The sequence below is a fragment of the Bacillus sp. EB106-07-01-XG149 genome (assembly GCF_058791555.1).
Map to the genome: position 1 here is coordinate 76,233 of NZ_JBYTDP010000006.1, position 23,190 is coordinate 99,422.

General features: G+C 34.8%; 20 protein-coding genes. 2 read left to right on the forward strand and 18 right to left on the reverse strand.

What is annotated here, in order from left to right:
- Positions 1-11: 11 nt before the first annotated feature.
- A complete protein-coding gene (locus tag AC3WTA_RS22410; RefSeq protein WP_000822572.1) occupies positions 12-1,382 on the forward strand; it encodes a sensor histidine kinase in 1,371 nt (456 codons plus the stop codon).
- 222 nt (positions 1,383-1,604) lie between these two features.
- Here AC3WTA_RS22410 and AC3WTA_RS22415 read toward each other — a convergent pair whose 3' ends face one another.
- The gene (locus AC3WTA_RS22415; RefSeq protein ID WP_001032608.1) at positions 1,605-2,027 is read right to left on the reverse strand and encodes a bacteriocin immunity protein; all 423 of its coding nucleotides are present in this window, start codon (positions 2,025-2,027) and stop codon (positions 1,605-1,607) included.
- A 213-nt stretch (positions 2,028-2,240) separates the two neighbouring features.
- Positions 2,241-2,762 carry a dihydrofolate reductase family protein gene (locus AC3WTA_RS22420; protein WP_000085784.1) on the reverse strand — a complete coding sequence of 174 codons (522 nt, stop codon included), beginning with the start codon at positions 2,760-2,762 and terminating at the stop codon, positions 2,241-2,243.
- Positions 2,763-2,866: 104 nt separating this feature from the next.
- Between AC3WTA_RS22420 and AC3WTA_RS22425 the strand changes: the two genes are divergently transcribed.
- The gene (locus tag AC3WTA_RS22425) at positions 2,867-3,820 is read left to right on the forward strand and encodes a helix-turn-helix transcriptional regulator (RefSeq protein WP_000030253.1); all 954 of its coding nucleotides are present in this window, start codon (positions 2,867-2,869) and stop codon (positions 3,818-3,820) included.
- Positions 3,821-3,848: 28 nt separating this feature from the next.
- Here the strand turns inward: AC3WTA_RS22425 and AC3WTA_RS22430 are convergent, their stop codons facing one another.
- The 16 genes from AC3WTA_RS22430 to AC3WTA_RS22505 form a co-directional block, all read right to left on the reverse strand.
- The gene (locus tag AC3WTA_RS22430; RefSeq protein WP_078183482.1) at positions 3,849-5,285 is read right to left on the reverse strand and encodes a DUF4367 domain-containing protein; all 1,437 of its coding nucleotides are present in this window, start codon (positions 5,283-5,285) and stop codon (positions 3,849-3,851) included.
- Positions 5,251-5,808 carry an RNA polymerase sigma factor gene (locus tag AC3WTA_RS22435; RefSeq protein ID WP_000869296.1) on the reverse strand — a complete coding sequence of 186 codons (558 nt, stop codon included), beginning with the start codon at positions 5,806-5,808 and terminating at the stop codon, positions 5,251-5,253. The genes AC3WTA_RS22430 and AC3WTA_RS22435 overlap by 35 nt, the downstream gene beginning before the upstream one ends.
- A gap of 180 nt (positions 5,809-5,988) precedes the next feature.
- A complete protein-coding gene (locus AC3WTA_RS22440; protein WP_000388965.1) occupies positions 5,989-6,423 on the reverse strand; it encodes an HIT family protein in 435 nt (144 codons plus the stop codon).
- A 62-nt stretch (positions 6,424-6,485) separates the two neighbouring features.
- Positions 6,486-6,863 carry an OsmC family protein gene (locus AC3WTA_RS22445; protein ID WP_000778850.1) on the reverse strand — a complete coding sequence of 126 codons (378 nt, stop codon included), beginning with the start codon at positions 6,861-6,863 and terminating at the stop codon, positions 6,486-6,488.
- Entirely contained in the window at positions 6,838-8,274 is a 1,437-nt protein-coding gene (locus AC3WTA_RS22450; RefSeq protein WP_492333031.1) for an amino acid permease, read from the reverse strand. The genes AC3WTA_RS22445 and AC3WTA_RS22450 overlap by 26 nt, the downstream gene beginning before the upstream one ends.
- 204 nt (positions 8,275-8,478) lie before the next feature.
- On the reverse strand, positions 8,479-9,123 hold the full coding sequence (locus AC3WTA_RS22455; protein ID WP_000345967.1) for an amino acid ABC transporter permease: 645 nt from the start codon (positions 9,121-9,123) through the stop codon (positions 8,479-8,481).
- Positions 9,124-9,780 carry an amino acid ABC transporter permease gene (locus AC3WTA_RS22460; protein WP_001112680.1) on the reverse strand — a complete coding sequence of 219 codons (657 nt, stop codon included), beginning with the start codon at positions 9,778-9,780 and terminating at the stop codon, positions 9,124-9,126.
- 97 nt (positions 9,781-9,877) lie between these two features.
- Positions 9,878-10,708: a glutamine ABC transporter substrate-binding protein GlnH gene (gene glnH / locus AC3WTA_RS22465; protein WP_000916495.1), complete on the reverse strand. Its 831-nt coding sequence runs from the start codon at positions 10,706-10,708 to the stop codon at positions 9,878-9,880.
- A gap of 12 nt (positions 10,709-10,720) precedes the next feature.
- Positions 10,721-11,641, reverse strand: a complete 921-nt coding sequence (locus AC3WTA_RS22470) for an amino acid ABC transporter ATP-binding protein (RefSeq protein WP_002096857.1) — start codon at positions 11,639-11,641, stop codon at positions 10,721-10,723.
- Positions 11,586-13,046, reverse strand: a complete 1,461-nt coding sequence (locus AC3WTA_RS22475) for an alanine/glycine:cation symporter family protein (protein ID WP_000387179.1) — start codon at positions 13,044-13,046, stop codon at positions 11,586-11,588. The genes AC3WTA_RS22470 and AC3WTA_RS22475 overlap by 56 nt, the downstream gene beginning before the upstream one ends.
- A 159-nt stretch (positions 13,047-13,205) precedes the next feature.
- Positions 13,206-14,177: a phosphotransferase enzyme family protein gene (locus AC3WTA_RS22480; RefSeq protein ID WP_088106825.1), complete on the reverse strand. Its 972-nt coding sequence runs from the start codon at positions 14,175-14,177 to the stop codon at positions 13,206-13,208.
- A 23-nt stretch (positions 14,178-14,200) separates the two neighbouring features.
- Positions 14,201-14,887 (reverse strand): CPBP family intramembrane glutamic endopeptidase, encoded by a 687-nt coding sequence (locus AC3WTA_RS22485; RefSeq protein WP_033659184.1) that lies wholly within the window; start codon positions 14,885-14,887, stop codon positions 14,201-14,203.
- A 202-nt stretch (positions 14,888-15,089) separates the two neighbouring features.
- Positions 15,090-15,689 carry a TasA family protein gene (locus tag AC3WTA_RS22490; RefSeq protein WP_000023371.1) on the reverse strand — a complete coding sequence of 200 codons (600 nt, stop codon included), beginning with the start codon at positions 15,687-15,689 and terminating at the stop codon, positions 15,090-15,092.
- 258 nt (positions 15,690-15,947) lie between these two features.
- Positions 15,948-20,189 carry a S8 family serine peptidase gene (locus AC3WTA_RS22495; RefSeq protein ID WP_492333032.1) on the reverse strand — a complete coding sequence of 1,414 codons (4,242 nt, stop codon included), beginning with the start codon at positions 20,187-20,189 and terminating at the stop codon, positions 15,948-15,950.
- A gap of 390 nt (positions 20,190-20,579) precedes the next feature.
- Positions 20,580-21,221 (reverse strand): response regulator, encoded by a 642-nt coding sequence (locus AC3WTA_RS22500; RefSeq protein ID WP_000590680.1) that lies wholly within the window; start codon positions 21,219-21,221, stop codon positions 20,580-20,582.
- 1 nt (position 21,222) lies between these two features.
- Entirely contained in the window at positions 21,223-23,046 is a 1,824-nt protein-coding gene (locus tag AC3WTA_RS22505; protein ID WP_000655902.1) for a GAF domain-containing sensor histidine kinase, read from the reverse strand.
- Positions 23,047-23,190 lie beyond the last annotated feature (144 nt).

Sequence of the window (23,190 nt, forward strand, 5' to 3'; positions counted from 1 at the left end):
GGAGCAAAACGATGAAGCGAATATCTATTCAACTCGGATTTTATTTTTTAATTGTTACACTTTTAATCGAAAGTGTTCTATTTGTCTTACTTTATTATAGCCTTGTCAACAATAGAGTAAATGAAGAAATGACAGCTTTATTAAAGCGCGGAAATAGTCACCGAGATGTCCTTGAAAAGTATTTTGATAAGCAAACAATCTCCCATGTTGCCCTAATGGAATCCGAAGCTGAAACCACTGTTGTTATTACAAATGCAAATAAAGAAGTACTGGCTAAATCCAACAAAATAAATACTACGATAAAAAAGCATATCGAAAAAATGCAAACACGGACAGATCATGACGGAGCAATTATAGAAAATCATTGGAAAACATCTAATTATATATGTACAGTTAGTCCTATTATAGTGGCAGGCAAAACAGAAGGCTACGTATATATGTTTCTCGGAACGGAATCAATCGAGGAAATGGTTAACGGGCTAACAAGACAATTCATTATTGCTGGAGTCATTACTTTTCTATTAACAGCCATCACCATCTTTCTATTATCACGGTTGTTAACAAAACCATTGTTACACATGAAACATGCCACTGAAAAAATGAGTAAAGGCGACTTATCTGTTTCATTAACAACTACTCGAAATGATGAAATTGGTGAGCTAGCATCATCTATTCAAACGCTTGCTAATGATTTACATTATATGAAAACAGAGCGAAGTGAATTTCTAGCAAGTGTTGCTCACGAATTACGAACACCGTTAACATACGTAAGAGGTTATGCTGACATTGCTTTAAAAGAAACCACATCTCCTGAGCAACGTTTGCGATATTTATCTATTATAAAAGATGAGTCTGATTACATTACAAACTTAGTTCAAGATTTATTTTCACTTGCACAAATAGAACAACATAACTTCTCTATTCAAGTAAAAGAAGTACATTTACACACCTTCCTTACTCGCATAGCCGAAAAAGTAAACGCCATGTATAAAGAAAGACATATTAAAGTTTCCTTCTTTTGTCCTCCTACACTGGTAGTAAGCTTAGATGAACAGCGATTTGAACAAGTTATAGTGAACATTTTAAATAACGCTTATAGACATTCAAACGAACATTCTCATATAAACATTTCTGTTACAGAAGAAAATAAACGTATTTCCATTACAATTGAAGATGAAGGTGAAGGTATTCCGCCTGAAGACCTCCCTCACATTTTCGACCGCTTTTATCGAGTTGATAAAGCTAGATCACGCGCTACAGGCGGAACTGGTTTAGGACTATCTATCGTGAAAGAAATTGTAGAACTACACAGCGGGAATATTACTGTAACGAGCGAAGTCGATCATGGGTCTTGTTTTATCATTTCATTATCATCTATATAGAAATACAACTATCATTAATTAACCTACAAACTTACATCATAATTGACATATGAAAACGCCCAGAGCAGAAAAAACTCTGAGCGTCTTTTATTGTCTTATTGAATTAAATTCTCCTTTAACTTAAATAAAATTAAAGGCAAAACTTAAATAAATTTCTAAACATATTCATTTCACACTCTTTATTCTAAAAAGAATCTTTAATTCTACTTAAAGTAACACTCTTTATATTTGTAATGGTTTATAAGCCAATGCTTTATCTATAATTTCTCTGGCAGTTAATTCTTCATCACTCCAGAAAATATAATCACTTATTTTAGGGTCAATAACAGACGATTTAACCATGTCCAACCAAATTGCCAGCTCCCATTCTTCTCCTTCTGTATCCATAAGTTTTTGAACCAAGGTAACTAACTCTTCTCTATTTAACTCTCCTAACTTTATATTTTTATGATTAATAGCTCTTTTTACAATGTATTCTGCACCGTAGTCAGCAAAAAATAATTCTTTTGCACGTGGATAAGGAACACTCTTTTCAAATACAGTCAGTTTATGTTCAAAATCTTCTCCAAAATCTTGTAGCTCTTGAATTTCTAAAACTAATTTTAATAGTTTCTTTTCATCCAATTCCTCACTCCCTTTATTCAAGACAACCACCTCAGTAATCTAAGTACATTTCTTCATAATTTCCATATTCATTTCAACATAAAATTACAATTTCCCTTTTGAATTATCGAAATTAATATGTTATCTGTTATCCCTTATGTTAATTGATATGTTAAAGACAGATAAATATTGATATAACTAGGAATAAGAATAGACCAAATCAGATGTGATTTGGTCTATTCATTGGTAGGTTATTCACTTTACCTCATAATATAAATTTACAAATTGCCCAAAACGTTTCGTATCCGTCAAAGTTAAATTAATTTCTGGATTCTTTTCTTTAAATAATGGAACACCAGAGCCTAATATATGCGGTGTAATCGTAACAACATATTCATCAATTAGATTATTCTTAAAGAATTCTCTCAGTAGCTCTCCTCCACCAACCATCCATATTTTAGATCCTTCTTGTGCTTTTAACCTTTTTGTAAACTCCACTACATCTTCATTTACAAACTCTACGTTTCCGTCTGAACCTTTTTCTGAACGAGAAAAAACATAACATGTTTTATCTAAGTACGGGAATGTTTCCGTATGCTCTACTACATAATCGTACGTTTTCTTTCCCATAATTATTGTATCAATCGTTTCGTACATTTCTGTATAACCGTTATCTCCCTCTCCTTCCGTTTCCATTAACCACTCTAAATCATCATTTTCTTTCGCAATATATCCATCTAAGCTCGCCGCAATAAATAAAACTATTTCACGTGACATATTTTTCCTCCTTATATCTCATCTTGATAACATATGATGTAAACAATATACTAACAATAAAATATGACACTTTATGTCATGTTAAAAAGAAAAAGGTGATACATTTGTCAAAAGCTAAACGCTTATTAGATATTCTTATATTTGCTTCTGCCAAAAAGACATTTACAGCTCAAGAAATAGCTGATGAATTTAATATTTCCGTTCGTACGGTTCATAGATACATTTTAGATTTAAGTGATATGGGATTACCCATTTATGCTGAACAAGGTCGTAATGGAGGATATAAAGTATTAACAAATAGGGTCATTCCACCTATCTTATTTACGGAAGAAGAAGCGGTCTCCATCTTTTTTGCCTTTCAATCTTTAAGCTACTACCGAGACCTGCCTTTTAATACAGAGATCAATTCTGTTACACATAAACTGTATAGCTCTCTACAACATGATGCGAAGACGAAAGTTGATAAAATACGTTCTTATATCGCTTTTTGGAATCCAAAGAGAACAATTGATACACCTCTTTTAAACGAAGTATTAACAGCCGCTATTGAAAATAAAAATTTACACTTTCAATACGAATCTAAAACAGGAATAAAAACAAAACACGTTCACCCTATCGGTGTATATGCTCATGACGGGCTATGGTACTTACCATCCTATGACTTCAGTAGAAAAAAAGTATTACTGTATCGCGTTGATCGTATTCTTTCTATATTATCAACAGAAGAAAATGAAAGTACGTTCATGAATTTAGAAGAATGGTTTGACTCTAGCTCTAACGTCATAAACATTCCTACCCAGTTACATGTCTTATTAACGACAGAAGGTGTGCGCCAATGTAAAAGCGTGCCTTACCTTGAAGAATTCGTGGTAGGAAACGAAGACGGGACAGGATATATACATTCAACAATTGATAAAGGTGAAATCAATTTTATTACCCCTTTATTTTATAGACTTGGAAAAGATGCACGAGTTTTAGAGCCAAAAGAATTGATAGATAGTTTACGTATACGTGCGAAAGAAGTTTTACATATGTATGAAGACGAAAAAAGCTGCTAGATATAAGCAGCTTTTTGTTTATTTGTTCCTATTGTTTTGACTGTTGACGAATATCAATCCACCAACGATATGACGCATTCATATTTTCAGTACTTCCATTCCCTCTGTAATGGAAAGCATCCAAAAAGATTGAATCTAGTTTATCTTCATCTACAAAATAACCTAAGTTAACTTTTACCGTTTCTCCTGGTCGGATACTGCCAATATTGTAGAAGCTTTTCCCGTCTCCGTGAGGTTCTAAATAATCAACTTCGCCCGTCATAATATTTTTTTCCGCAATTCCAGCTCTTTCAGCGTAATTCCATACATTCCCCTTACTTTTAAGCACTTGTATGGATGGATGCATATAGATTTCTTTTGTTTCCTGTTTACCTATATTTTTCACTGTTGTTGTCAAGTAGACAAATTTAGGCTGAATTAATCTTGACTCTACTAATTGATCAATTGAATCTTTACCATTTCCAAATTTATATTCATCCCGTCTATATGGTATCAATTGTCCAGCTTGATCCAAAGCCTGATTCTCGCTTAGTATTCCTAAACCAAGTTCATTAAAGTTTTCTTGTTTAAAATCTTTAATGGAATCAAAAACTTCAACTTTTTCTATCACATATTCAATTTTACTGTTATCCATGATAATGGTTACTGGAACCTTTTGTCCTATATGAAATAGTCGTTTACTATCTTTTTTCAAAGGAATCACCTTAGTTTGTTTAGGCTTACTTTCTTCGCTAAAATACTTTTTATCATAATCTGTTATATGTGATGCCTTTTCTTTTGACGTAGGCTCAAGGGAAATGTTCCCTAACACATCCACCATTTGTTCTTCGTTTATATCGTTTCCAATATAACTTTGTAACATGATCCCCTCTTTCTCAAAAAAGAGAAAGACCTCTCTGTTAAACGCTAAATTGTTGTCTCCAGTTTCTTTATTGACAATCACTGCTTTCTTGCCATTTATCTCTTTCTCTTCGTAGCTTTTTGAGTACAGCGTTTTAAAATTCGAATCTTTTCCTACTCTCCAAAGAATGAATGAAAATCCACCCTTTGCGTAGTTATCTTTAAATGAATATTTCATAGCACTGTCATCAATTGCTTCCATATTTTCTGGCAATTTACCAATCTTCAACTTATACCACTTGTCAGCCTTTTTCGAGTCATTGTTTGTTACTGAAACATTTACTTCGTAATTTTGTTTTTGGACAATCATATTATAGACTTTCACTGCCCCAAAAACGGTTGTCGGCATGCCAATCAATAAGCAAGCAGCAGCGATTAACATACGATGTTTTTTACGCTTTTTCTGCGGTTGTCCATCTTTCAGCTTCATTTCCTCCATAAACAATTTCTTTTTGCGCGTATATGTATGTGAAAATTCATGCTGTTCTTCGAGTTTATCAAAATCATCTAAAGCAATTTTTTCAGCAAGTTCATATATTTCTTTGGAGTTCTTTGAATTCGTCATGTTGTATACCTCCTATCATATTTTGAACTCGTTTTCGAGCGCGTTCAAACTGCTTACGGACATTGGCCTCCGTTATCCCCATGACACTTGAAATTTCTTGATACGTTAAGTTATAGAAGACTTTGTACTTAAACACCTGTCTGTTCGATTCATTTAACTCTTTTAGCAATGTATCAATTTGAACCTCAGACATTTTACGTTTTTCCCACTCTTCAATATTTTCATCTACTACTTCTGTTGATTCTCTTTCATATTCTTCTAAGAATGTTTTATGTCGCTTATTTTTCCGATAACTATCAATCGCCTTGTTTTTCGCGACCTTCAAAATGTAGCGTTTAAGCTCTTCAGTGCTCAAGCTATGGAGCTTTTCCAAGTTCTTATAAAGAGTAATAAACGTCTCTTGAACCGCATCTTCAGCCTGCTGAATATTATTTAAAATAGAATAAGCCACATAATAAATTTTTTGTTCGTACAACTCATATAGCTCTTCCATCTTTTCATAACCGTTGTTTGTAACTTTCATATAATTCCTCCTCTCACTCTATATAACGAATGAGCGCTATACTTTGTGACACTGCAAAATCTTTTTATAGATAAAATTTAATAATAGAATAAACAAAAGCCCAATTTCTCTATTGTAACTGAGAAATTGAGCTTTTTGTTTATTGTAATTTTCCTGACTGCCCCGTTAAAAACAACTCTCTTACGCCTTTTCAGTAAGCAGCATTTGCTCTATCGCTTCTTTTAACAAATTCTTTGTCTCTTCCAAGTTATAATTCTTCTTTTCTCCTAGCTGTACCGTATAAAACTCGGCAAACGAGCGCTCTTTATATCTTGGTACGACATGCATATGGTAATGTGTTAACTCGTTAAAGATTCCACCATTTTGGCAAATTGTAATTCCGTCAGGTTTATATAATGCCTTAATCGATTTTGCAATCAGCTTAGAAGCATCCATAATGGATTTTGCTACAACATCATCTAATTCGTCTACTTCTACAACATGTTGCTTTGGCACAATTAAAGTATGTCCTGGATAGAAAGGTTCATGATCTAAAAAACATGTTACATAGTCATCTTCATATATTTTATATATAATTTCTTCTTCGTTGGCTAATTTACACCCTAAACATTCCATCATATTTCCCCCTTTATTAAAAACATAAAAACGTGAGAGCCGTATTCTCACGTTTTTATGTTTCATTTTATTAGTTCAAGTGTTTCCGTAACCTTTATACTATCTTTTATAGATTGAACAATCGTACAATTTTTCACTGCAAGTTGCAGCGCCTTGTCCAACTGCTCTTCTGTAATGTTTTGTGCTTTGATTTTATAGTGCAAATGAACACTTTCAACTGGTTTTGATACAGCTTCACTTCTACCAATTTCAGTCTCAATTGTAAACGTATCGTATGGAATACGTTTCTTTTCTAAAATTGTTCGGAAGACAATTGCACTACATCCTGCGATAGAAGAAATGAGTAATTGTAACGGTGAATACCCGTTTTCTTTTCCAATCGCTAATTGACCATACGATAAACCTGCTTCTATATCATCGTGTTTGATTGTTAGTTTCATTTGTTTTTTCCATCTCCACTTTCATCGGTTTCTTCGGTTTCTTCCGTTTCTTACTCATATAATAATATATGTAGCAGAAAATGATAAATGGAATACCACAGTATAACGCCATTCTTTGTTCAGGAATAAACGCTAAACTAATAACAACGATGCTATTTGTAATTAAAGCTAAAATTGGAACAATCGGGTATAGTGGTGTTCTATACTTTAAGTCCTCTAACTTTCCTCCGCCTTTTATATACTGACTTCTAAAGCGAAGTTGCGATAAAGCAATAATGATCCAACTCGAAACAGCCGATAAACCAGCTATAGATAATAAGTACATGTATACTGTATCTTCTGCAAGGAAGCTTGTGAATAAAGATAACCCTGCTACCGCAATTGTTACGACTAGCGCTGTAATTGGAATACCTCGTTTATTTACTTTCTTGAAAGATGTTGGTGCCATTCCTTCATTTGCAAGTGACCATAATATACGAGTTGCCGCATATAATCCTGAATTCGCTACAGATAGTAAAGCTGTAATAATAACGAAGTTCATAATATCAGCTGCGTATGGAATACCGATTTTATCAAATACGACTACGAATGGACTTTCAATTATGCCAGCTTCTTTCCAAGAAATTAATCCTACTAAAATCGTCATTGTTAAAATGAAGAATAGCATAATGCGCCATACTGTATTACGAATTGCACGTGGGATTGTTTTTTCAGGGTCTTTACTTTCTCCTGCTGCAATCCCGATTAACTCTGTTCCTTGGAACGAGAAGTTAACTGTAATCATTGTGAGTAATACGGCAGCTAGTCCATTCGGGAATAATCCACCATCGCTTACAAAGTTAGAGAAAAGAGGTGCCGCTTCTTTTCCGTCATATGATATAAACCCTAATAATGCACTACCACCAAGAACAATAAATGCAAGAATTGTAACTACTTTAATACTAGAGAACCAAAACTCTAATTCAGCATAACTCTTCGCTGAGATAGCATTTGAAGCATATAAAATAACGCCGAATACGAGACACCATACCCAAACATCAACATTCGGAAACCATCTTTTCATCATTAAACCGATTGACGTTAATTCTAGTCCTACTGTCACTGCCCAGCCAAGCCAATATAGCCAGCCAATCATAAAGCCCGTTCCTGGCCCAATAAACTTCGTCGCATACTTTTGGAAAGAACCTGAAACCGGCATTGCTACCGTTAACTCTCCGAGACAAAGCATTGTTAAATACATAATAAATCCGCCCACTAAATAGGAAAGGATGGCTCCCCCTGGTCCAGCCTGATTAATGGTGTAACCTGAACCTAAGAAAAAACCGGTCCCGATTACACCACCTAGTGCGATCATAAATAAATGTCTACTCTTCATCGTACGATGTAATTTCTCATTCGTTGGTTGCTGCATCTAAATCCTCCCCCTACCGATACCCCTATATCTTGTTAAAATTTTCTGATAATAAAAATATACACGAAAGCGATTACAATTTCTATATAAAATTAAAACTTTTCTGATAAAATAATATAAAAAACCGAATTATTGTGAGATTTAGATTCTAATTAGAGGAAAATAAGGAGAAACAAGGGAAAACCTTTACATATATTGTAAAGGTTAACGAAGTTCTAATCTTCTCGATAAAATTGATAAACTATAATTTACGATAAAGTACATACAAGCTACTACTATAAACGTTGGAATCATATAATTTACATTCTGCCCGCTAATAATTTGAGCATTATGCATAAGCTCTGGCAGTGATATACCAACTGCTAATGATGTATCTTTCAGCAATGAAATAAACTGACTGACAAGCGGCGGGACCATTCTTCTTAATGCTTGTGGTAAAATGATATGCCACAGTGCTTGAACATACGTTAATCCTGAAGATCTTGCGGCCTCAATCTGTCCTTTTTCAATCGATAATAGACCACTTCGAACAATTTCAGATATCATTGCTGCTTCAAATATTGTTAAAGCAACAATTACAGCTGTTATAATCTCTAATTTCAAGCCTACTTCTGGAAGCGCAAAATATGTGAAAAATATAATTAAAAGTAGTGGTAAGTTTCGAATCACTTCAACGATAATTCCTAATACTTGTGAGACGACAGGGATTTTCATGTAGCGCAATATCCCTATTATACTACCAATAATAAAGCTGAGTACAATTGCTACGAGCGCTACCTCTAACGTTATAAGTAATCCTTTTAATAAAAACAGAATATGATCTCCTGTAATTGCTCCCTTAAAATCCATTTACACCGCCTCCTTTGCTAAGCGTTTTTCTAAATAACGCACTAGCATACTGAGCGGAATTGTTAATATTAAATAAAATATCCCGACAAATATATAAACGTCGAACGTAACAAATGTCTTCGTTGAAATTAAATCTCCTTGATACATCAAATCGGTACCAGCGATAATTCCGAGTATGGAAGAGTTTTTTACTAAATTGAGAAATTGATTTCCTAGAGGAGGGATTACGATTTTCATCGCCTGGGGTAAAACAACATAATACATCCCCTGTACATACGTTAATCCTGAGGAACGCGCTGCTTCCATTTGACCTTTTGCAACTGATAAAATACCAGCGCGAATGACTTCCGCAATAAACGCTGCAGTATATACGGTAAGCGTAACTGTTCCTGCTACAAAACCATTTAAAGTAATTCCTATTACAGGTAAAGCGAAATAAAATATAAATGCAATTAATACGAGTGGAATATTTCTTACAAACTCTACAAAAGCCGTTCCCAACCAATTTAAAATACGAATAGGTGCAATGCGCATTACAGCCAAAATTACTCCCAAAATAAAGCTGCCTATTAACGCAATTACACTAGACATAACTGTATACTTAAAGCCCTCTAAATACATATCAATGTTATTCGTCAATATAGAAAAATCAGGCACATATTCTCCCCTCTTTCTTTACAAGAAGAGGATGAGCATCCCTCATCCTCTTACTATTTATCAATGAGAATAAAGCTCCATTAATGAAACTATCACTTTACTTCTCTTGTTTTTGCCCAATCCATTTCTCATACAATTTGTCGTACTCCCCGTTCGCCTTCATATCTTTTAGCAAGCTATTAATCTCTTTCGTTAAATCATCTGCACCTTTCTGCACTGCAATTCCGTACGGCTCATCCGTGAAAATTTTCCCTACAACTTCATAATTCGAATCTTGTTTTGCCATGCCGTAAAGAATTGCATTATCTGTCGTTAATACATCGCCTTTCCCTGCTTTTAACGCTGTAAATGCCTCACTGTAATTTTCAAATTCTAATACAGTCGATTCTGGTGATTTTTGACGAATATTATTTGTAGACGTTGAACCTTTTACCGCTAACACTTTCACACCCTTTTTCACATCATCAATACTTTTAATATCGCTTCCTTTTTTCACAAGTAACGATTGCCCTGCTTTAAAATATACATCTGAAAAATCTACTTCTTTTTTACGTTCTTCCGTAATTGTCATTGTCGCGATAATTGCATCAATATCACCATTTTTCAGTAGTGGAATACGCGTTTTAGACGTTACTTCTTTTAATTCTAATTTCTTTTCATCTCCAAGGATTTTTTTCGCAAGCGCCTTTGCGATATCAACATCAAACCCTTCTACCTGTCCTGTCGAAGGATTTTTCAAGCCAAATAAGTTCGTATCATTCTTCACCCCAACTACTAGTTTCCCGCGCTTTTTAATCTGCTCAACAGCTCCGCCTTGTTTCGTGTTCGTTTCTTTCGTCTCATCTTTTTTACTTCCGCATCCAGCAACGACAAGTACGAATAAACATGAAAATACGATTAACGTAAACAACTTTTTCATTTTAAGCATAAAACTCCCCCTTTAATGATTTAACACTCTTCTTAAAAATAGACGAGCTCTTTCTTGTTCAGGACTTGCAAAAAATTGCGCCGGTGTTGTATCTTCAATAATTTGACCATCATCCATAAACAAAATCCGATCTGCTACTTCTCGCGCGAATCCCATTTCATGCGTTACAACGACCATCGTCATCCCTTCTTTAGCTAGCGTCTTCATAACATCAAGTACTTCCCCGATCATCTCTGGATCAAGAGCAGACGTAGGCTCATCAAATAGCATAATTTCCGGCTGCATTGCGAGCCCCCTAGCAATTGCTACCCTTTGCTGTTGTCCTCCGGATAATTGATGAGGGTATACACTAGCCTTCTCCGGAATTCCTACTTTCTCTAAATAAAACATCGCTGTTTGCTCAGCTTCCTCTTTTGAAACTTTATTTACTTTAATCGGTGCTAGTGTAATATTTTGAAGAACCGTTTTATGTGGATATAAATAAAAATGTTGAAAGACCATTCCAATATTTCGGCGTAATTCATTCATATCTGTTTTTGCATTGTGTACTTCCGTATCTTGTACAATTAACGCTCCATCTGTAATTGTCTCTAACTGATTTATACACCGTAGCAACGTACTTTTTCCTGATCCGGACGGCCCAACAACTACTACCACTTCACCTTTTTTCACTTGTACATTAATATCTTTTAAAACTTGAAAGGTACCATAATATTTATTTACATTACGAAACTCTATCAACATACTCCCCCCTTCCCTTAACAAAGCATGTACATTCTTTTTATATTCAAAAATAGGCAAAAAAATAACTTCCAACCTCATTTTGTCCATAAAAAAAAGCAAAGGGATTTCCCTTTGCTTCTTCATTTCTATTCTATTAAGATACTTCTTCTTTCTTATCTTTTCCGTATTCATGCTCCCAGAAATCAGCATTTTTAATTCCTAATGGCCCTGGATCGAATACTGGATCTTTTCCTTCTTTTTTCTGCTTTTCATAATCCTTTAATGCAACTAATGCAGGTTTTTGTAATAATAAAATCGCAATGATATTTACCCATGCCATAATTCCTACACCGATGTCACCTAAAGCCCACGCCGTTGCTGCTGTTTTTATACAGCCGTAGAATACAGCTCCTAAAAATACAAACTTTAGTACCATAGACAGCCAAGGACGGTCTTTATCACGATTTAAGTACGCAATATTCGTTTCTGCAATGTAGTAATACGCCATAATTGTTGTAAATGCAAAGAATAGTAACGAGATTGCAACGAAACCGTTTCCAAATCCAGGGAAAACAGATTCTACCGCAGCTTGTGTATATCCCGGTCCTGGCTGAGCACCATTTAATTTATTTACGATAAAGTTTTTTCCGCTTGCATCAAATACGTTATACATGCCTGTAATAATCATCATAAATGCTGTTGCTGAACAAACAAATAATGTATCAATGTAAACGGAAAATGCTTGCACTAAACCTTGTTTAGCTGGATGTGATACTTCCGCAGCAGCTGCTGCATGTGGTCCAGTTCCTTGCCCTGCTTCATTGGAATAAATACCACGTTTTACTCCCCAAGAAATTGCTAAACCGATAATACCACCGAAAGCCGCCTCTAATGCAAAAGCACTTCTTATAATTAACATAAATGCTTCTGGCAACTTTTCAATATTCATAGCAACAATAACGCAAGCTACTAAAATATAACCAACTGCCATAAACGGTACGACAACTTGTGCCACGTTAACAATTCGCTTTACTCCACCGAAGATGATAAGAGCTAATACAACAACTAATACAGCCCCTGATACGGTAGTGTTAATTCCAAAAGCTGTTTCTAAACTTACAGCAATACTATTTGCTTGCACACCTGGTAGTAAAAGCCCCGTTGCAAGAATTGTCGCTGCAACGAATACTAATGCATACCATTTCACACCTAAACCTTTTTCAATGTAATAAGCAGGTCCACCACGAAACTGTCCTTGATGTTTCGTCTTATATATTTGTGCTAATGTAGATTCTACATAAGCTGATCCTGCCCCTAAAAAGGCCACTGCCCACATCCAAAATACAGCTCCTGGTCCACCAAATGCAACCGCTGTTGCTACCCCAGCTATATTCCCTGTCCCAACGCGCCCTGATAACGAAAGTGCTAACGCTTGGAATGAAGAAACACCAGCCTCTGATTTTTCACCTTGAAATGTCAGCTTAACCATTTCGCCTACGTGCCTTACTTGTAAAAACCTCGTTCGAATGGAAAAATATAAACCTACTCCTAAACATAAATAAACAAGTGCTGGACTCCAAACAATATTATTTAACCAATTCACGAAAGCTTCCAACATTCCCCCTCCTTCTTTATAAAGAATATTCAGAATATACATAAAATTATAAGTGTATACCTAATCTATAACAATATTATTTTAATAAAACAAACATATTTTTGTATAAAAAAACAAAGTATATATTTATTTTATATACTTTGTTTTGAACAAAATGTATTATATATTCACAATTGCTTCTTTGCTTATAATTCTTTCATATAATTCTTTCGATAATTTCCGGAAGTTATCTGGCATATCTTTCCCCTTAAACTTCTTTTGAAGTGTACCGTATAAACCAACATCACGTAGACGTAAGAACAACGGTAACGATTCATACCAACTATCCGCTAGTCTGTGCTCATACTCATAGCCTTTTCGTAACACTTGTAGCTGTTTACGAGCAAAATTTGTCTTCTCTTCTGCTATCCACGGTGTAAATAGAACAGAGTAATAGAGAACCATCGCTAAATCATGTATAAAGTAATTATAAGCCGCATCATCAAAATCAAAGATTGTTAGCTCTTTACCATCATAATGAAAATTACCGGGATGGATATCACCGTGCATAAGGCCGAACGTTTCTCTTTCAATGGGAAGAGCCTTTATTTCATCCATTAATACCGCTGCAATCTTTTTCACTTGATCATCTTCTAATTCATTAACAATCCCACTTTCGTCTTCTTCCCACGTATCACGATAATCTGTTTTAGGGTAGTTCATTGTTAAGCGGTGCAGTTGACCAATCGCTTTTCCCCATGCTTCAAAATAAGCATCTCCCCAATAAGGCGATTCTTTTCCTTTTACTTGTTCACCTTTTGCATATGTAAATAAAGAAGCGAAAAAGAAAGTTTCATCCTCTGCTCTAATCCCTTCTACAAGATTTTGAGACTTTGAATAAAGAGGTCCTGCTACCTTTGCCCCATGCTCCGCAACATATCGTAAAAAATCTAGTTCAGCTTCAACTTCTTTTTTAGAACGATGAGAAGAGTGTGTTAAACGTAATACGTAATCTTCACCACTATCACCCTTTGCCTTAAAAATATAATTTTCAAAATCTCCAAGTGGTTTTTCTTCCACTGCTACATGAAACAAACTCGCCGCTCTTTTTAAAACCTCTTTTGTAAAAACACGTTCTACAGCTATTTCCATATGTATCCCTCCTATATATCTTCTTAATTCGACATAAATGTGAGAAGTACTGCTATAAAATTGAATAATGCGTGGGCAATCATAGCTGATAAAATAGAATTTGTTTTCTCATATAACCACGCAAATACTACTCCACTAAAAAAATTCACTGGTAATGTGTTATATGTTGGAATATGAACAACGGTAAATATTATGGAACTTATAAGCACTCCGCCCCATATACCATATTTATCACGAAAAAACGTATAAAAAACCCCTCGATACAAAATCTCTTCATAGATTGGTGATATAACTGCTGCTCCAATTACCGCGATACAGAATGAATATATTGATTTATCATTTTGGACCGTTTCCGTTTTACTATTTTCAAAAGAAATACCCATTTTCTCCATTATCATTAATACAGCAATACTAACTACAATTAAGAAAATAACCGCTCCAAATGTCCATAAGAAATCTTTCCATGAAAGCTTCCGAATTCCAATATCTCTCCACGAGAGCTTATATCTTTTTATACAAAAAAGATAAACTACAGTAGTAAATATCACTGCCATTATAAATCCCATTAATACTCCAGCATATAATGAGTTCCCTATTATTTTTAAAGCATAGTCATAAAAAAGAGATTCAACAGTTACTGGAACAATAATAAATACAAACACAAATAAATATAAAATTTCTTTCCATCCCCACATACTTTTCAAAATTATATACACCATCCCTCTACTCCTTGTTTCCTTAAGTATAAAAGATGACGTAACGTAACTTTCAAGCTTATTTTTTTTCAAATAATCCAAGCATAATTTTCTCTCAAAACACAAAAAAGGTTGATTTACTAAATCAACCCTTACACTATTAAAAATTTTATTTCTCAATTCTTCATCAATTTATTCTTATATATAACATTTATCTTTATCTCTCTTCACCTTTTGTCTGCATTGAATTGAAAGTCCAATTTAATTTTAATGAATCTCCTTGAAATACATTTTGCTCTTCATTGCTATCTACAAATGTGAACATTACATAGAAAGTATCATCATCACCAGGAGCAAGTCCATTTCCTTCTCGGTCTACAACACCTTTTTGTACAAGATCAGGAATACTTCCGTTTTGCGTAGCTACCTTTAATTCAGATAATGTAGTAGACCAAATTGGAACCTCATTTTTATCCAAATTCCATAAGAAATCGACACGGATATGATCACCAAAATCAGCACTTCCATTATCTCCTTTAGCATCGATTACACTATAATCTGTAAGAAGTTTCACGTCTCCTATCGCTAAAGTTCCTTTGTTAACTAATTGAAAACCGCGTTCCATTTCATCACCTGGTTTAATATTGTCGACATTAATAACAACTTCAGGATTAACACTCAAATCTAAAGTACCCGCTGCAAACGTGTTTTGTGATACTTCCTTATCACTAAAATACGCATATGTCCCCCCGCCAATTAAAGATAAACCAAGCCCTGCAGTTACAACACCCATACCAAGTTTTTTCTTAATACTCATTTCACAAGTCCCCCTATTTTTAAAGTTCAAACTCCAAACCTTATTTCCATCCCACAAACAATACTAATTAAACAAATAATATTCCCCATAACGAAACCTAACCAACGTTAAACTATTTACTTCATGTATACAAATAACTATCACTTTAAGAATAGCCGGTAATGTTACATCGAATCATTACCGGTCCATTGTTAGTAAATCCTATTTAATTCTATACTCATTGTTTTATCACTTAGTTTACTCTAGAATTGTGCCCACTTATTTTTTTGGCTCTAATCCAATGGAACGTAAGATTTTATCTAACGTCACTGGCCCTACATTTTCTTTCGGTTTCTGATTTTCTTTGGCATCTGGACCCTTTTTCAAGAAATTCTTCTCAATAAAACGAATATCTGTTTCATTTACAACACCATCTTGATTGACATCTCCATCTTTTACAGCCACTTTTCCTTTTTCATATGAAAGAGCTGCTATTCTAGCATCTTGAATATCTACCATTTTATCGCCGTTTACATCACCTGCAAGGCTGTCATCCATATCAGCTCTAAAGTTTTGTCCCACTAATTCTCCATCCTGCATTTTCCCTATTTTTGTAGTTAATTTACTATTTAAATGACCTGGCATTTCTACGAAAATATTATATTCTGTATCACTTACTGGAACACTATGAATTTCAAATTGCCCATTATCATCAACCGTTCCTGTATATTTCTTTCCATCCTTACCAACTGCATACACTTTTGCTCCTAGTTTTGTGTAGTCATTCTTACCTAAATACCCCTCTTCAGTTAAGAAAGCTTCTGGTCCAATATATCCTGTAACCATTGCATGTTTCGAAATAATAGAAAAGGATTTATCTTTAAACACAGGAATCTCAACGCCTTCTGATGCACCTGTTTTTGTATAAGAGAATTTATCTACTCCAAATGCTGTTAAATTATAAAAATACTCGTCACTCGTCATCTCAAATGTAACATCTACAAATGGTGCGTCTCCATCTAGACCTTTAAATTCTGTTCCTTCTAAAGATGCACCAACTTTCACCTTGTTTTCCCAGTTTCCTTCTTCATTTATCACTGGACCTTCTAATTTAATATTTAATCCATGTTGTTTTGCATATTCTGCAAGTGCTGGATTTGGTTTAACATCTACAAATTTAAACAACTGTTTACTATAAGGAATCTCAAATGTACCTGACATAAGTTGTTTCACATTATTAAGATTTAAAGTTAATGTAATTTTTTCTCCTAGTTTAACTTTATCCTTGTCATAGCTTGGGACAGCGTATTCCGTTCCCTCTTTAACAAAGACATAATCTTTAAATCCATTTGCCATATTTGATGCAGTTGCAAGATCATATCCAAATAACCTTAAATTAAGCGGTTCATTGATTTCCTCTGGAAGTACACCAAATTTAAAATCACCATTGGCTTGAATTGTATTCAACCAACCTGACGGAAAAGCAGAGTTTTGGTAATATACAATTTCATTAGTTTTTTGGTCATACTGAAGGCCTTTTGCCTTTAATACATCTATCGTAGAATCATAAATGTTACCATGTACCCATAATGCACGCTGACCATCTTCTTCTTTGAACATAGATTCATTTACCTCATGAACGCCAGGTTTTACATCGGTAAATTTCATTTCAGGTTTGATATTATCAATAATTACGCTATCTCCTTTTGTATAAGGTTTCCCTTCTTTGTCATATCCAATGAAATCAAGTTGGTAATCTCCATCAGGCAACGTAACTCGCTTGTCTCCAATTGGATGATTTGGATCTCCTGTAAACGGGAATACATAGCCACCCATACCATCGAACATGATATATTCAATATTTGGTGTTAGACTGCTAGCATTAATTGTCCCCACAATTCCTAATGCCTTTCCTGTTTTTCGATCCTTCACCACTGCATCGATAGTTTCAAGTGGACTGTTCAATTTAAATGTCAGCGGTGAACTCGGCCTTTCCATAAATGGATGGAAGTTAGATGTATCTGTTGCCATTGCATCTCTCAGCAAATCTACAGATTCAATTCCTTTTTCTGTGAATTTAACTGCAAATGGCACTTGATATACTTCTTTTTCATTTTTTTTATTTGAAATATGAATATATCCCTCATATCTACCAAATTCAGCGTTTTCTGGAATGATAATTTCAGGGCTAATTTCCCCTGATGTACTAGGAGCTACTTTAATAGAATCTTGTACGTTCAGCTTCACACCATTCTTCGCTGCATCTTGCACACCTACACTTGTTGGTGAAAACTCTACTTCTAATTTAAACTCTTTCTCGTCTGTTTTATTGCTGTTCTTAATTAAGACTTTTCGACTATCTTTAATAGGTCCATTTCCCAATTGGTTTTTATACCCGAATGCAATAGACCCTGTTTTTTCTTCAATTTCTACTTCTTCATCATTTACAACGTTTGATGTTTTATCGATAACCTCGATAGCTGTATCTGCATGAACTGCACGATACGCATCAATTCGGCCTGATCCTACCTCAAATACAGAGCGTGCCTCTTTTAAGTCAACTGCAGTATTCATAAGCGCTTCTTTTACTTCAAACGGACTATAGTTTGGATGTTCTTGTAAAATGAGTGCCGCCACCCCCGCTGTATGAGGAGTTGCCATAGATGTACCTGACATACGTCCATACGCTACCGGATAATTTTCTCCATCCTTTGGATCATTAATATATTCAGGAACAGTTGAGAAAATAGAAACACCTGGCGCTACAATATCCGGCTTAATATCATCTGTTTTACTTGCAGGACCGCGAGAGCTGAAATCAGCTAAGTGATCTCCTTCTGTTTTTGTGTTACTCAGTTCTCCAAATGTTAAAGAGACATCTCCTTGGACAGCTTTTGCTTGCAATTTCTCACCATCTGCCTTTGTTAAGCGGAACGATGGAATAGATGAAGTACTTTCCCCAAGGTAACTTGTAATTTCACCATCTACATTGTTATATACAATTACCGCCTTTGCACCTGCTTCCTTAGCATTTTTAATTTTTTCATCGAATGTAATCTCACCGCGCTGGATGAGCGCTAACTTTCCTTGTACATCTTTCCCTTTAAAATCATCTATTTTCCCAAGACCTGTATATACAACAGATAATGATTGACCTTTCAAATCTTCAATCTTATCAGTAAAGCTTTTTCCAAGTAGCATCATTTTATCCACATGTAAATCAGCTGCATCGGCGGAAAATGTCGGGATAGTCATCGCAGCGTCACTTGCTCCAACTGTAATTGGAAGTGCTGCTGCACTAGGTGATCCAAGGGTGCCTTCTTCTGGACCACTATTACCTGCCGCTACTACTGTAACAACACCAGCTAACATCGCATTGTTTACTGCAATAGAAGTAGGATATAAAGGATCATTAATAGACGCACCTAATGATAAATTGATAACGTCCATATCGTCTTTCACTGCTTTATCAATCGCAGCAAGAATACCGCTTGTTTGTCCACTTCCATATGGACCTAATACACGATATGAATATAAATCTACATCCGGAGCGACTCCCGTAACTGCATAATCCACACTATTCTTTTTGTCTGCAGCAATTGTCCCAGCTACATGAGTACCGTGGGATGTATAGTATGCACTTCCATCATAAATTTCAGGATATCCTCCAGAATTTTGCCAATCCTTATACGTTGTCTCCATTGGATCAGCATCATTATTAACAAAATCCCATCCTTTTATTGAGTTCGGATCTATTTTGCTTGCATCTTCACCTTGCTTTGCACGATACCCTTTATAAGCATCTTTTAAATCAGGGTGGTTATAATCAATACCTGTGTCCAGTACACCTACCTTAATTCCTTTTCCTGTTATTTTTTCATCATGCAGCTTGTCCACACCAATTTGTGGTACACTATCTGCCATTTTGGGTTCGGCAGCCGTCTTAGCTGTTTCTTTCGGTAAATCAATTTTGACCTCACGATCTTCCCATACACGCTTAACAATACCAGTGCGAACTAAATCTTCGATCATATTCGCAGGTAACGACATTGCCACACCATTAAAAGCATTCTTATATTCTCTTGTTATTTTGGCAGTTTTAAAATCCGGCCCCTTATCTTTCTTTTTTTGAAGCTGTTCAAGCTCAGTTTTAAATCCTTTATGCGATGCTTCCACCTTTTGTTCTGCAGTTGAAAGAGCTATTTTTTTCCCTTTAGCTGCTTGTTTTAACATCTCGATTTTGCTAGGTGCTTGCTTAAATTCTACAATCACATTCACATTATCAGGACTTGCTGTATTAATGCCTGGTGAAATAACAAAACCAGGTTTTGTATCTAATGTTTTTAAAGCATTACGTTGTTCCTTTGTAAGTCCTTTCAATATAGAACTTGCATCATCAATTCCAGTTAAAGTAGATGTATTTACTTCTTCTGCCAATACGTTATATGGAATTCCTTGAGACATTAACATACCAACAGTTAGCGTTCCGATAAGTATTCTTCCGAATTTCCCCTTCTTCATAGCGCATCTCCTTATTATTAAAATTATTTTTTCTAAAATAAATCTTCTGAGCTCCTATGTAGCATTGGCAATTCTATCAACCTTGGATCTATTTAAAAGGATCAAAAATCTCCAACACTACTACCGCCATCCCCACACTTCTAATCTTCTTTCTATAAAAGCCCCCATAAATTGTTTCCAACTACAATGATTTACAACATGAATTATTAGTAGATTTAAGCAATAATTCTATTTTTATTATTCCACATTCTAACTTTTCTGAAAATTAAACGAAAGGCGTATCTTTTTTCTAATGATTCTATGTCTACATAGTACAAAAGAACTATCTTGCTCTTTATTCTTTGTAATATAGAATAAAGAAACACGATAGTTCTTTTAAACATCTCTTATTTAATCCAACGGAACCAATTGATTTCGAACAGCATAAATCACCGCTTGCGACCGACTTTTCACATTTAGTTTTTTAAAAATTTTATTGATGTGAATTTTAACTGTTTTATCACTAATATACAGAGCTTCAGCAATTTCTTTATTACTAAGTCCTTTTACTAATTCAAAGAGAATTTCCTTTTCACGTTCCGTCAGTTCATTTTCATTTGATTCTACTTTCATTTTTTGCTGATGATATGTAATTAATTTTTTAGTCATACGCGGATGAATAACTGAATCGCCTCGATATAACATCCGAATTGCTGCTACTACCTGCTCCGATGATGAATCTTTCAATAAATACCCATCAGCACCAGCTTGGAGTGCATCCATTAAATACTCATCATGCTCATACATTGTAAACACAAGTACTCGGCAATTCGGATAATTTTTTTTCACCAACTCTGTAGCTTCAATACCATTTTTCCCAGGAAGATTAATATCCATCAAAATACAATCTGGTCTGCATTCTTCTACTTTTTCCAATACTCCGTCCCCAGAGCTAGCTTCTCCAACCACGTTCATATCAGATTCATCCTCTAGTATGCTCCGAATTGCGTCTCGTAAAAAAGCATGATCATCCACTACTAATATTTTAATCATTTTACGCACCCCTTGTTTGTGAATCTGGAATTAATAGTGTAATTTCTGTCCCTTTCCCTACAGAACTATCAATCTGTAAAGTAGCCCCTAATTGTTCAGCTTGTTCATTCATATGTAATATACCATAATGTGGCTCATTCTTCGTTTTAACCATAGACTCAAATAGTGAAAAACCAACCCCATTATCCTTAACCCTTAAAAGCACGTGCTCACTTTGATAGCTAAGTAAAACATCAGTCTTGTCTGCTTGTGCATGTTTTACAATGTTTTGCAAACTCTCTTGTAATGTATCAAAAATAGCTCTTTCTTTTGAAAAGCTAAGCGCACGTGCATGACCTCTTTCATGATATGTAATATCTAGTTCATATTCTTGTTTTAAAGACTTTATTTTACTTGCTATCGCCTGCTTTAGCCCTAATTGTTGTGTCGGATATGGTTTTAAAGCATAAATAGAATAGCGAACTTCTCCTAAGCTTCCTCTTAAATCTTTTATACTTTTCTCTACTATTTGTTGCATATCTATTGGTTTATCACGATATTTTTTCTGCGCGGATTCTAGTTGATATATCACCCCTGCCAATGTTTGCGCAATACCATCGTGAATTTCGCGTGCGATTCTATTTCTTTCTTCTAAAATCATTCTTTTTTCCTGTTCAGAAATCAATATCCTTGTTTTAACTACGTTAGCTAATTGATTAGAAAACGTAGCTAAAGACTGTACATCTTCCGGGAAAAAACCCGCAGTTCTACTTTTCCCTGCAACAAACATTCCGACTAGTTCATCATTTACAATAAGAGGAAAATATACAAGGGAGCGTATGACACTATCAAATATTTCATCTCCAGGAGCCGTACCAGTTTTCCAATCATTAAACACAAGATTTTTAGAGATTCCCTCAAACTTTTCCGAATGATCAGAAATATCAAGACGGACTTTCCCATCTTTTAATAGAAGATTCCAGTTTCCATCATCTTTTGTCCATATTCCATATGCTTGTATGCCAAAAAAACCTTTAAGTGCTTGTTTAATATGTTTCAGGTTCCCTCCGGTTAGTCCACGACTAATTTCTGTCGTAATAAGAAACAGCTCATATAATCGTTCCTTCTCCATCCTTATCCGTACAGAAAAAGAGCTAATAACTGAAATTGCTACAAGTGGAAAAAAGAAAAAAAGTACTGTAATCTCATTTACTTCCACACTATATGTACTAATTAATACATGCATCAAGGCCGCATAAGAGAAACCAAAAGTTTCGCAAAGGAATACCGTTACAGTTTTTTTATACCACTGATAGATTGAATATGGCTGTGGAAGGAGTATCATTAACAAATCGTAAAAGCGGTTGTTGAAAAAACAAAAAAACACGCAAAATAATAACAAAGATATTAAATTTTCATACAGAACTGACATATCTATATTGTTAATTAATAAGTGCATACATTTATTTGAAAACCATTCGGCCAAGATCAAACTAAGCGCATGCTGAGTACTATTAAATAACATTCTTTGTATTGGTGAACGACGATGCAGGTGAATAATTAACGTTACGAGTACAATAGCAATAATAGTTATATGGATTCCAAACTGCCAACTCATAGCGTAAATTATGGGAAAGGTAAGCGAGCTCGTTCCTCTCCAAAATCGTACAGGAAAATACTCTGCAATCCCCATAAATATTAATAACAATATTAGTATTGTTGAATGAGAAGGGATTTTAATTTCAAGTAAAGATATAGTTATAGTAATCAAACCAAGAAAAGAAATAAAATAAAGATAAGAACTAGCAATCTTTTCTCTTATAAAAATAGAATTTACATCCTTCAAAACAACCCCTTCTTTCTTTATAAAACTTCATTTTCTCTATTATCCAATAAAAAACCGGCACTGGCAAAATGGAAGAACCTCCACTAGCCAATCACCGGCTGTGTACTGCACCTAAAAAGGCAAGACACAATACTATTATTATAA